The sequence below is a fragment of the Mycobacterium sp. BK086 genome (genome assembly GCA_004362315.1).
In the GTDB taxonomy this organism is placed as follows: Bacteria; Actinomycetota; Actinomycetes; order Mycobacteriales; family Mycobacteriaceae; genus Mycobacterium.
On the sequence record SNWL01000003.1, the window covers coordinates 1,447,262 to 1,459,357 of the forward strand.

Sequence of the window (12,096 nt, forward strand, 5' to 3'; positions counted from 1 at the left end):
CAGTGAAAGTCCTGACCGCCCTGTTCGGGCCCACCGATGCGGTGGATCGCGCCCGCGCGCTGCGCGATGCCGGTGCCAGCGGTGTCTTCACCTTTGAAGGGCCGCACGACGTCTTCGCTCCGCTGACGCTGGCGTCCGGCGTCGGCGGCCTGGACCTGATGACCAACGTCGCAATCGCGTTCCCACGCAACGCGATCCAGCTGGCTCACCAGGCCTACGACCACCAACTGCTCGCACAGGGGCGGTTCACGCTCGGGCTGGGCACTCAGGTGCGGGCCCAGATCGAGAAGCGTTACGGCGCGCAGTTCGACAAGCCTGTCGTACGGATGACCGAGCTGGTCCGCGCGCTGCGCGCGATCTTCAACACCTGGGAGACCGGTGAGCGCCTGGACTTCCGCGGCGACTTCTACCGGCACACTCTGATGACGCCGACGTTCAATCCCGGACCGAATCCCTTTGGGCCGCCACCGATTTACGTCGGGGCACTCGGCCCACGACTGACCCGCGCCACCGCAGAAGTGGCCGACGGGCTTCTCGTGATGCCGTTCGGCTCGGCAAAGTTCCTGCGTGAGTCGACGATGCCCGCGGTGCGGGAGGGGTTGGCGGCAGCCGGGCGGACGGAGGACTCGTTCGCGGTGGTGCCCGAGATCATCGTGTCGGCCGGCGACGACCACGATGCGGCGCGGCGGCTGCTGTCGTTCTACGGATCCACCCCGGCCTACCGTCCGGTGCTCGACATCCACGGCTGGGGCGATCTGCAGCCCGAGCTGAATTCGATGTCCAAACAAGGCAAATGGCTGGAGATGGCCGGCCTGATCACCGACGAGATGCTGCACACGATCGTGGCATGCGGTACGCCCAAGCAGATCGCGGCGCACATCCGCGAACGTGTGGACGGCGTCGGCGACACCGCCTGCCTGTACCAGCCGGGTCCGATCGCCACCGACACGCTCGCCGAGATCGTCGACGAACTCGCCCGCTGACCTGTGCCGAGATCGACGTTCTGTCGGTATCCACTCGCACTTTCGCGGCCAAACGTTGGTTTGGGCGATGGGGACAGGCAACATTGGTGGGGTGGGTTATGACGTTGTGGTCATCGGCGCCGGCTTCTCCGGCTTGGCAGCGGCACGTGAGCTGGTAAAAGACGGATTCGACGTCGTGGTGCTGGAGGGCCGCGACCGGGTCGGCGGACGCTCGAGCACCACGACGCTGGCCGGTGTCCCCGTCGACCTCGGCGGCACCTTCGTCGGCCCCACCCAGGACGCCGTCGTGGCGCTGGCCAAGGAGCTCGGCTGCCCCACCGAACCCACCTACAACGAGGGCGCCAACCTCATCCGGTGGCGTGGCCGGGTGCGGTCCTATCGCGGCACGATCCCCCGGCTGTCGCTGCTGCAGCTGCTCGATATCGGCCGGATCCAGTGGCAGTTCGGCCGTCTCGCACGGACCATCGACATCACCTCGCCGTGGGCCTCCCCGAAGGCCAAGCAGCTCGACGCGGTTTCGCTGGGCGGCTGGTTGCACTCGGTGCGCGCCAGCGCCTCCACGCGCGATCTACTGGCCATCATGGCCCGGGTGACCTGGGGCGCCGAGCCGGACGAGGTGTCGATGCTGCACGCGGTCCGCTACGTCATGGCCGCCGGCGGGCTGGATCGCATGCTCGACGTCGTCGGCGGCGCCCAGCAGGACCACTTCCCCGGTGGCACACAGCAGATCGCGCTCAAGATGGCCGCCGAGCTGGGCGACCGGGTCCGGCTCAACTCGGTCGTCTCCCGAATCGAATGGTCCGAGGATGCGGTCGCGGTGGCGTCATCCGGTGGTGTCGTCGAGGGCCGCCGCGCAATCCTGGCCATCCCTCCGGCGCACCGCCTGGCCATCGACATCGCCCCACCCCCGCCGATCGGTTACCAACAGCTGGCCCAGCGCTGGCCGCAAGGCGCGCTCAGCAAGGCCTACGCCGCGTATCCGCGGCCGTTCTGGCGGGACAAGAGCCTGTCCGGCCAGGCGCTGTCGGATCAGGGGCCGGTGTTCATCACCTTCGACGTCAGTCCCGGCGACGACGGCCCTGGAGTGCTGCTGGGCTTCGTCGACTCCCGCGGGTTCGACGCGCTGGGCCCCGAACAGCGGCGCCAAGCCGCGCTCAACGGGTTTGCCGCACTGTTCGGCCCGGATGCCCAGAACCCGATCGAGTACGTCGATCATTGTTGGGGCGCAGAGAGTTTCGCTGCCGGCGGCCCGACGGCCGCGGTACCGCCGGGAGTCTGGACGGAATTCGGGCCGCTGTTACGCAAGCCGGTCGGGCCGCTGCATTGGGCGGGCACCGAGACCGCCGACGAATGGACCGGATTCCTCGACGGTGCGGTGCGCGCCGGGCAGCGCGCGGCAGCCGAGGTCGCCGCGACGCTTTAGGAGCTGATGCGCCGCTGCGCGCTGACCGATTCGACCAACGTGCGCAGATGCGCGTTGACCGCCTCGGGGTGCTCCAGGATGGCGCAGTGCCCGCCCGGGATCTCGACCAGTTCGACCAGGTTGGGGGCGGCGTCGGCGATCTTGCGGGCCTGGCACATCGGCAGCAGCCGGTCCTTGGTGCTACCGATGACCAGGGTCGGCACCGTCAGGCCGGAGAGGTCGATATGACGCGGTCCCATCTCGTCGACCAGTGCTCGCGCCCAGGCGCCACGTCCAGCGGCAGGTGTGGCGGCGAACAGCTCGTGGATGAGGCGGGCCACCGCGGGGTCGGATCCGGCCCCGACGGCCATCAACGCCACGAACCAGCGACTGCCCGGCTGGGCGCCGCGCACCAGGGGAGCCCCGCCGAACGTCTTGATCATCCGGCGCGCGGCAGCCGACCGGCCGCCGGCCAGCATCGCCGGAACGCGCAGCAGGTCGATTTCTTTGAGCAGGTCACCGGTGGTGGTGTTGATCAGGGCAACCGCATCGGCGCGCTGAGCCACGCGGTGCCGGTACCGGTCGGACCAGGCGCTGATCGCGATCCCGCCCATCGAATGTCCCGCGATGACGGCCCGCTCCCCTGGTCGCAGGGCGGCCGACAGGACGGCATCCAGGTCACCGGCCAGGTGGCCGAGGCTGTAGGCCGACCGGCGGGCCAGCCCGCTGCGACCGTGCCCGCGGTGGTCGTAGGCGATCACCCGGTAGTCGCGGGACAGGTCGTTGATCTGCTCGTGCCAGACCCGGATGGCGCAGGTGATGCCGTGCGCCAGCACGATCGGATAGCCGTCCTCCGGCCCGAAGACCTCCGTGTGCAGGCGGGTGCCGTCGGCGGCCTTGACCTCGACGACTTGGCTGGGCGGCAGCGCGGGGCCACTGCGAACGGCCGCATGGGACACCGACATGATTCCCCCTTGGTCGGTGCGGCGACGCTGCCCCACCGGGGTTATCAGAGTAGCCGGAACAATGCTCCCGAACCGTCAGACCGCGCCCGTGGTTACCGGTCCGTGCCTCTCTAAGATGGCCCGGTGACCGACCACGCGTTCTCCGACGAGGAGCGCCGCGCCGTCTACCGGGTGATCAACGAACGCCGGGACATGCGCAGGTTCATCCCCGGCAGCGCGATCCCCGAGAGGGTGCTCACCCGGCTGCTGGCCGCGGCGCACGCCGCGCCCAGTGTCGGCCTGATGCAGCCGTGGCGGTTCCTGCGCATCACCGACGACGGTCTGCGACACAAGATCCACGCGCTGGTCGACGAGGAACGTCAGCAGACCGCGGTTGCCTTGGGCACCAGGTCCGCCGAATTCCTGGCGCTCAAGGTCGAAGGCATCCTCGACTGCGCCGAAGTCCTGGTGGTCGCCCTCGGCGAGGGCCGCGACGGGCATGTGTTCGGCCGGCGCACCATGCCGCACATGGATCTGGCCTCGGTGTCGTGCGCCATCCAAAACCTTTGGCTGGCTGCGCGCGCCGAAGGTCTCGGCATGGGGTGGGTATCGATCTTCGATCCAGAGCGCCTCGGCGAGCTACTCGAGATGCCCGCCGATGCCGAGCCCGTGGCGATCCTGTGCCTTGGACCGGTACCCGATTTTCCCGACCGTCCCGCCCTCGAGATCGACGAGTGGACGTTCGGCAGGCCGCTCGCCGAGTTCGTCAGCGAGAACCGTTGGAGCTGAACGAATTAACCTCTTAGCGACCCACCGAGTAGCAACCCAGGCCCGGGATGCAGCCACTGGCCCCGCCGGGCCACGCTGATCCGCTGGGCCCGTTCGGGATTGATCCGCTGGCACCGCCCCAGCCCGCACTACCGCTCGCTCCGCCCGGAATGCCACCCGACACCCCATTCGGGCCGACCGAGCAGAGGCTGCCATCGGGGTTGACGCAGACCGGCTCGGCACCCGCGAGCGGAGCTGCCGACACGCTGAAGAGAAGCGCCGTTGCCAGGGCGATCTTCGCCAGTGCCATGGGCATAGGTATACCTCAATCCACGCCACCGAGCCCAAATCCCATCCACACCCGTTCTGTGGGAGTAGAAACAATCCGATGAAGACGACGAAGACGCTGTTCGCCGCCACGGTGGCAGCCACATCACTGTTGCTGGCGCCCGCCGCACACGCCGATATCGACGTTGGCCCCAACGTCGTCGTCGGTCCCGATGTCCAGGTCGGACCCGGAATCGCCGATCCTGAACCGGTTGGAGCGGTACCGGTCGCCGACGCCTTTGACGCCGCGGCTCAGGCCGCCGCCGGACGGCCGCCGTGCCTCGGCAACGACGGCGTGCCCTACTACACGCCGGGCGACGCACCCTGCGCCTGAGCGGTCAGCGCGAATTCCTTGCGGGCCATTATCTTTCAGTGACGTGTACCCGTCACCGCATCCTCGCTGCCTGAACACCAGCGCGCAGGCTGAGGCCGTTCATATGCGCGCAACCGCCCCCGACGTGTAGGGTCGTGTGAGGTTGACTTTCCAGCCGCGGTATTCGTCGCAGGCGTGCGGTGTGCCTTGCACCCGCAATGCGAGCCTTTCGGGCGCGTCCCACTACACGTGCACTTCCCATCTATAGCTCAATTGGAGCTCCCCGAATGCCTCCCTCTATCTCTGATTCCACGACCGTCGCGCTACACCTCTCTACCGAGTGGCATAACGCCACTGATGTCTGGATTACCGCTATCGGGCACGTCGACATGTCGACTGCCGACGATTTCAGCGACTACGTCTTTCGTCGTGCGGGTAACTGCCAGCACCTGACGCTCGATATGACCAAGGTGACGTTCTTTGACTGTGCCGGCTTCTCGGCGCTCTACCTCATAGCCGAGCGTTGCCACACGGCACACGTCACCTGGGCCGTCCATCCCGCGCACTGCGTGTCGCGCGTCGTCACGATGTGCGATCCGCTCAAGGAGCTGCCCTTGTCGACCACAGGTGAGTTCGACTCGTTCTGCGCATGAACTCCTGAAGGAAGAGACTGATCATGGATCAACTGTTCTCCCACCTCGACGAAAGCCACCCCGTCACGCTGGACGAGGAACGATCCTCGGTGCCGGTCGAAAACCCGGAGTTCTCCCACCGTTAGCCGCCGCTAGCGCGCCTCGGGATCCGCATTGCGCATGAGCTGGATCAGTTGCTCACGTTCGTTGATTCCGAGCTGCTTGTAGATCCGGTACAGGTGGCCTTCCACCGTGCGCACCGAGACCACGAGGTGTTCGGCGATCTGTCGGTTCGACCATCCGGTGGCGACCAGTGTGGCGATCTCACGCTCACGACCGCTGAGCGGCAACGGAACTCCACCGGTCGCGGTCGCGGGGGTATGCAGCCCGAAGGTGCTGACCAGCCAATGCGCCCGGGTCGACGATTGAAGCCCCGGCAACCGGCTGCCCGCCCGCCGGTGCACCAGGGCCGCAGCGGCAAAGGCGTCCGCCGCGTGCGCCGCCATCCCGAGCGATTCCCATTCCGCGGCCACTCGGTCCAGGTCGTCGCCGTCCCCGGCCACCACCGCTTGGGCGTGCTCGGCGGCGAGAGTGGCGATCGGGGTGTTCAGTTGTTCCGCAAGGGTTTTCAATCGCGCCACATCGGGTTCCATGCCGAACCGCATGCCGGTGTATAGCGCTTCCATCTCGCCGGTGGTGATGCCGGAGCGCCTGGCCGCCTCGACGGCCCGCTCGATCGCGCTGTGCGCATCGGCCATCGCCCCCGTAGCGGCGCTGTGATAGGCCCTGGCCAGCTCGAGCAGTGGCCGGAACACCTCTACCGCAGGGCTCCAAGTACTTTCGGCCACACTCAGCGCTCGCGCGGCCGCACCGCTGTCGCCGCGCAGCACCTCGGCCTGGACGGTCCATGTCGCCACCAGGGGTACCCAACCGCCCGACAGCGTCGATACCATCGCCGACAGCGCGCGTTGCAGCCAGTCGCAGGCCGCCTGCGGGTGGCCCGCCGCGAGCTGCACCCGCCCTGCCATCGCCGCCACGATCGCTTCGGCGTGCGGGGCCCCATGGGCTCCGGCCTGCTGCCGGTCGACGATCGCCTGAGCGCCGGCGATATCTCCGTGGTTGAGTGCCGACAGCGCCTCCGACAATGAGATCGCATACTGCTGCGGCCCGGACGCACAATGCAGCGCTGCGTCATAGCCACGGCTGACCGCGGCCGCCAGGGCCTCGGGTCGCCCGCGCAAGTTCGCCGACGCGGCCGCCGGACCCGCCGCCCACAGGACCGCCACGGGCATCGCGTCCGGATCGGCGATCACCGCCGCGCTCGCGGCGTCCGCGGTGTCCAGGTCAGCGGCGTAGTAGGCGATCGACGCCTCCACCGCCAGGGCATAGCTGCGCAGCACGGGCAGCGTGACTCGGGACCGGACCGTGCCCAGTACCTCCTCGGCCATCGCACGATTGCCGCAACCGAAGAACAGGTTGGTCGCCCGCAGACATCCCCAGCGCACCAGCATGACCTCGTCGCGCGGATCGAACGTGGCCAGCAGCTCCTCAGCCTGCTCGTTGAAACCCTGCCAGGCGAGCGCGTCGGCGAGCGCGATGGCGGCCCGCAGTCCGCCGCCGTTGTCATAGGCGAAGCGCGCCAACTGTTCGGCGAGGGTCAGGCTGGACATCGTCATCGCACTCTCGGCGGCGTCGATCACCAGGTCGATGTCCGGCGTCGCATCGCTGTTCATCATCAGCCGGGCGAGTTCGATGACCAGCCGGGGATCTCGGGCCGAACTCGGGTCCAGCTCACCGACCAGCGACCAAAATCGCTGTGCGAGAGAGGTATTGATCTGTCTCAGCCTGGCGACACCGCAGCCTCTGCGCACCACGTCGGCCAGAACCGGATGCGCCACCTGGACCCGCATGCGTAACGGGTCGCTGATCACGTGGATGACGGAATGGCGTTCGGCATCACTGATCGCGTCGATATCACACATCGACCGCAGCGCATTCCAGTCCAGAACCTCTGCGGCTGCCACGATTTCGAGAACTTCGCGCTCGTTGGGCGGCAGGCCGCGCACCCGCGACTCGAGGAGTTGCTCGATATCCGAGCCCAGACGGGGTGAGTGTGTGAGCCGCCAGCGCCCCGTGTCGTCGGTGAGCGCGCCGTCGTCCACCGCGGTGTCCAGCAGGCCGCGTAGCAGCAGCGGACTGCCTGCGGACAATTCGTGCAGCTGGTCGACGACGGTTCCGGCAACCGGGCCGCCCAACGTCTCGGTGAGCAGCCGCGCGGTATCGCTGTGCGAGAAGGTGCCCACTTCGATCCGGCGCAGGTACTGGTCTTTCCACAGCGCGGTGATGGCGTCGGGGACCTCGGCTTCCGAGCGCATGGTGACGATCAGCGTCGCCACGCCGCGTACGGCGAGCTGATGAACAACGATCGCCGACAACGGATCGAGCAAATGAGCGTCGTCGACGACCAGCAGCAGGTTCTCCACGCTGTCCAGCGCGTCGTGCGCCGCGGCGAGCAGACGAATGGGCTCGAGCGCGCCAGGGATCTGCACGATTCCGGCGAACGCCGCCAGCGGAACTTCACGGGACGTCTGGGTACCCAGGACGAAATGCGTGGTCATCCCTCGGCCGGTGAATCGTTCAGCAACCTGGCGCGCCAGCGCGGTCTTGCCGACTCCGGCCTCCCCGACGAAGACGACGCCGCTGAAGGACGAGTTGTCGACGGCATCGATCGACTGATGGATCTCTGCCGAGCGGGCAACGAACGGCCACTCCAATAGCGGGCCGCCTTCCCGTAGTACGGCTCAGCCGTGCGGCGCACGGTCCCTGTGTAGCGAGTTGATATTAGCGCCCGGATGCACGCTGACCGGGGAGTACGGACCAACGAGAACCGCCCGCCTAGTGCTTCTTGTCCCCTTTCCCGTGCCCCCTGGGTCCCGGGTTGTCAGCCGGCGACGGGGCCGGCGGCGGGACAACCGGACTCGGCGGCGGCGCAACGCTCGTCGGCGGCGCCACCGGCGTGCTGGTCCCCACGGGTTGCGGCGGCGCTGTCGAGGACGACGGATCCATCGCCATCGCGACCGCTGACACGGCAAGCGCGACCAGCACCGCGGCCGCGGACGCATAGATCCGGCCCCGACCGCGACGCGGCCGTGACGGGGGCGGCGCGAAATAGGGTGTGGCCGGAACGGGCGGTCCCGACAGCACTTTGGTCACCGGGCGCGCCGGAACCGGAACCGGCGTCGGGACGTAACATAACGCGGTGTGGTCACCGGCCAGGGCCGCACGCATCTGTGCCGCACTATCGAAGCGCTGCACCGGGTTTCGCGTGATCGCCCGATCGATGACCGCCGCGAGCACCGGATCGACGTCAGACCGGACAGTAGCAATCGGCGGTGGCGGATTGTCCATGATCGCGCGGGCCAGCGCGGCCGGATTATCTTGTGCGAATAGACGTCTGCCCAACAACGCCTCGTACGCCATCAGCCCGACGGCGTACAGATCGTCGCCCACCGACGCGGGCGCGCCGGCGATGCGCTCAGGGCTGAGGTAGCTCATCGTCCCGACGACGAGACCGGTCGTCGTAGTCGGCCCACCTCCGGTCTTGGCGATGCCGAAATCCGCGACCTTCATCGAGTCGCCGGGAGCCGACAGGAGGATGTTGCCGGGTTTGATGTCGCGGTGCAGAATCCCGGCGCTGTGGGCGACCTGCAGTCCCGCCAAGACGTCGTCGAGCATGGCGCGGACGTGATACGGCGACATCGGGCCCGCGGCGATGACGTCGGCCAGCGTCTGCCCGGGCAGACGCTCCAGCACGATGAAGGGGCTGCCCTGGTGCTCGCCGAAGTCGAACACCACAACGATGTTCTGGTGCGACAACCGGGCCGCCGAGCGGGCTTCGTCTTCGAACCGGCGCCGGAAGCCTGGTTCTGCCCCCAGAGCCGGATGCAGCAGCTTCACCGCCACCGGTCGGTTGAGCCGGGTATCCCAGCCGTCGCGCACCTCGGCCATGCCGCCGCGACCCAGGATCCCGCGTAGCTCGTAGCGGTCCACGAGCATTTCGTGGCCGGTCATCCCTCCCTCGTAGCCCCGAACAGAGAATCGCAAACCTCGCACACGCAGACGTGAGACACCCACGACGATCTTCGTCCGGCGGGCACAGCGCATCACCTGATCGCTCGGTCAGGCCGCCGTTGCCCGCTAGGCTTTGACGCATCTGTCAATACGCCGCCTCCACACGGGGTTGACCTGCGGACTGACAGGTGAAAGGAACCGCATGAAGTTCGCCCAGTCGAGCAGGTTGTCCAACCTGTCGCACGAAACCCCGGGGGCGATCACCGAAGAGGTGGCCCGGCTGGAATCGGGTGGACACTCAGTCTTGCGACTGGATGCGGGTGATCCCTATCAGTTCGGCTTCCAGGCACCGGCCGAGCTCGTTCGCGAGATCGCCGACACCTTGACGAATTCGGCGGGTTACACCTCGCCCAAGGGGTTGCTGTCGGCACGGCGCGCGGTCGTGCAGTACTACTCATCGCGCGGGGTCGCGGATGTCGACGTCGAGAACGTGTTCCTGGGCAACGGCGCCGCCGAATTGATCACGATGGCGATGACGGCGCTACTCGAAGACCGCGACGAAGTCCTGGTGCCCGCTCCCGACTTCCCGGTGTGGACCGCGGCGGTCAACGTCAACGGCGGTCGGGCCGTGCACTACCGGTGCGACGAGTCCTCGGACTGGTACCCCGACCTTGCGGACATCGCGGCGAAGGTGACCGCACGAACTCGCGCGATCGTGATCATCAACCCCAACAATCCGACGGGCGCGGTGTACCCGCCCGAGGTGCTGACCGGCATCCTGGAGATCGCGCGGGAGCACAACCTCATCGTCTGCTCGGATGAGATCTACGACAAGATCCTCTATGACGACGCCGTGCATACGGTGACCGCGGCGCTGGCGCCGGATCTGCTATGCCTGACGTTCAACGGATTGTCCAAGGCCTACCGCTGCGCCGGTTTTCGCGCCGGCTGGCTTGCGGTGTCCGGGCCGACCGATCACGCGACCAGCTACCTCGGCGGGTTGACCACCGTGGCCGGGTTGCGTCGCTGTGCGAATGTACCTGCCCAGCAGGCGATTCGGGTCGCACTTGACGCCGATGCGTCGGGCTGCGACCTGACGTTGCCCGCCGACCGACTCCTCGCACAGCGCGACCGCGCCTGGGCGGCACTGAACGCGATACCCGGTGTCTCGTGTGTCAAGCCCAAAGGCGCGCTGTACGCCTTCCCGAAGATCGACCTGCGGCTGTATCCGATCCGCGACGACGAGCAGTTCGTCCTCGATCTGCTGCTGCAGGAGAAGATCCACATCATCCCCGGAACGGGCCTCGGTTGGCCTGAGCCCGACCACATTCGGATCGTGACCCTGCCGCAGGCCGACGAACTGGAATCGGCCATCGAGCGCATCGGGCATTTCCTGGCGACCTATCGCCAGTGACTAGCGCCGCGCGATCACTTCCAGCGCGATCTCGCGGCTGGGCTTGGTGGCGATGCCGCGGGGCACCGCACGAGGTGGCTTCCCCTGCTCGTGAGACCGCAGGTCAAGGGTTTTCATGATGGTGCCGATCGACACCGCCAGCTCACTGTGCGCGAAGGTCGCACCGATACAACGTCGGTACCCGCCCCCGAATGGCGCGTACTGAAACGGCGACGGCTTGGGGCCGAGGAACCGCTCGGGGTTGAAGGTCGTGGGATCGGTCCATATGTCCGGATTGAAATGCAATGCGGGAAGCGCGATTCCGACCACGTCGCCCGCTGAGCAGGCGACGCCGGCGACGGTGAGCGGGGCGGTGAGCCTGCGCAACACGATCGGTACCGTCGGATGGACCCGCAATGTCTCCTGGATAACCGCACCGAGATACGGCAGGGTGGCGATGTCCGCAGGCGTGGCCGCGGACGCCAGTTCGTCGATCACCCGGACCCGGATGCCGTCGTCGCGATGGATGTGGTGCAGTGCCCAGGCCAAGGACGTCGAACTGGTTTCGTGTCCGGCGGCCAGCATCGTCCGCAGCTGATCGCGCAGAACGTCGTCACCGAGTACGTTGCCTTCGTCATCGGTCGCGTCCAGAATCAGGCCGAGCACATCGCTGCCGTGTTCGCCGCTGCCCCTTCGCTCGTCGATCTGCTCGGACAACAGCCGGTCCAGTTGAGCGCGGAAGGCAACCAGCCGGGCCCAGGGCCCGCGCCCGGCGACATCACGGCGCAGCCACGGCACCAGCATCAGCATCGCGCTGCCGGAGCGTAGCAATTGCGTTGTCACCCGCGAGTATTCACTGCGACGGGCGCGATCCGTCACCCCGAACACGACGCGGATGACGACGTCCAAGGTGATGTTCTGGGCGGCCTCGCCGACGAGTAACCGATCACCCGGTCCCAGCGTGGCGATCTGGTCACACGCGGCCTCGGCGATCAGGTCGACGTAGTGGCGCATGAGCTCACCGCGGAACGGGGGCGTCAGGACGCTTCGGGCCCGTCGATGTGCCTCGCCGGACAGCAGGATCAGCGAGTTCGGTCCGACGACGGGTTCGATCGGGTTGGGCAGCGGGGCACGACACTGTGCGCTTGGAGCCGTGAGGATGTCCCGCGCACCCTCGGCGGTCGCAAAGAACAGGACTTCGCCGAGCCCGGGAAATCGCACAGGGAAAGGTTTTTGGTCAGATGCGTGACGCCGGAAGAATCC

The 12,096-nt window shown here is 67.6% G+C and carries 11 protein-coding genes; 6 read left to right on the forward strand and 5 right to left on the reverse strand.

The window, feature by feature from the left end; all coding sequences use genetic code 11:
* Window positions 1-2: 2 nt before the first annotated feature.
* Together EV580_RS07175 and EV580_RS07180 are read left to right on the forward strand one after the other, a co-directional pair.
* A complete protein-coding gene (locus EV580_RS07175) occupies window positions 3-983 on the forward strand; it encodes a TIGR03617 family F420-dependent LLM class oxidoreductase (protein WP_133690355.1) in 981 nt (326 codons plus the stop codon).
* 67 nt (window positions 984-1,050) lie between these two features.
* Window positions 1,051-2,406, forward strand: a complete 1,356-nt coding sequence (locus EV580_RS07180; RefSeq protein WP_133690356.1) for a flavin monoamine oxidase family protein — start codon at window positions 1,051-1,053, stop codon at window positions 2,404-2,406.
* On the opposite strand, the gene EV580_RS07185 is transcribed toward EV580_RS07180, so the two are convergent.
* Window positions 2,403-3,350, reverse strand: a complete 948-nt coding sequence (locus EV580_RS07185; RefSeq protein WP_133690357.1) for an alpha/beta fold hydrolase — start codon at window positions 3,348-3,350, stop codon at window positions 2,403-2,405. The two genes, EV580_RS07180 and EV580_RS07185, sit on opposite strands and share 4 nt — an antisense overlap.
* 123 nt (window positions 3,351-3,473) lie before the next feature.
* Here EV580_RS07185 and bluB point away from each other — a divergent pair, with 123 nt between their 5' ends.
* Window positions 3,474-4,118 (forward strand): 5,6-dimethylbenzimidazole synthase, encoded by a 645-nt coding sequence (gene bluB, locus EV580_RS07190; protein ID WP_133690358.1) that lies wholly within the window; start codon window positions 3,474-3,476, stop codon window positions 4,116-4,118.
* Between the two features lie 13 nt (window positions 4,119-4,131).
* Here the strand turns inward: bluB and EV580_RS07195 are convergent, their stop codons facing one another.
* Window positions 4,132-4,407: a hypothetical protein gene (locus EV580_RS07195; RefSeq protein ID WP_255496786.1), complete on the reverse strand. Its 276-nt coding sequence runs from the start codon at window positions 4,405-4,407 to the stop codon at window positions 4,132-4,134.
* Between the two features lie 78 nt (window positions 4,408-4,485).
* Here EV580_RS07195 and EV580_RS07200 point away from each other — a divergent pair, with 78 nt between their 5' ends.
* On the forward strand, window positions 4,486-4,758 hold the full coding sequence (locus EV580_RS07200) for a hypothetical protein (protein WP_133690360.1): 273 nt from the start codon (window positions 4,486-4,488) through the stop codon (window positions 4,756-4,758).
* Window positions 4,759-5,024: 266 nt separating this feature from the next.
* On the forward strand, window positions 5,025-5,390 hold the full coding sequence (locus EV580_RS33675; RefSeq protein ID WP_286171482.1) for an STAS domain-containing protein: 366 nt from the start codon (window positions 5,025-5,027) through the stop codon (window positions 5,388-5,390).
* A gap of 131 nt (window positions 5,391-5,521) precedes the next feature.
* Here EV580_RS33675 and EV580_RS07210 read toward each other — a convergent pair whose 3' ends face one another.
* Entirely contained in the window at window positions 5,522-8,143 is a 2,622-nt protein-coding gene (locus EV580_RS07210) for a LuxR C-terminal-related transcriptional regulator (RefSeq protein WP_133690362.1), read from the reverse strand.
* Between the two features lie 121 nt (window positions 8,144-8,264).
* A complete protein-coding gene (locus EV580_RS07215) occupies window positions 8,265-9,440 on the reverse strand; it encodes a serine/threonine-protein kinase (protein WP_133690363.1) in 1,176 nt (391 codons plus the stop codon).
* Window positions 9,441-9,642: 202 nt separating this feature from the next.
* Between EV580_RS07215 and EV580_RS07220 the strand changes: the two genes are divergently transcribed.
* Window positions 9,643-10,854 carry a pyridoxal phosphate-dependent aminotransferase gene (locus EV580_RS07220; RefSeq protein WP_133690364.1) on the forward strand — a complete coding sequence of 404 codons (1,212 nt, stop codon included), beginning with the start codon at window positions 9,643-9,645 and terminating at the stop codon, window positions 10,852-10,854.
* Here the strand turns inward: EV580_RS07220 and EV580_RS07225 are convergent, their stop codons facing one another.
* Window positions 10,855-12,054, reverse strand: a complete 1,200-nt coding sequence (locus tag EV580_RS07225; protein ID WP_286171483.1) for a cytochrome P450 — start codon at window positions 12,052-12,054, stop codon at window positions 10,855-10,857. It abuts the gene before it with no gap.
* Window positions 12,055-12,096: the final 42 nt, after the last annotated feature.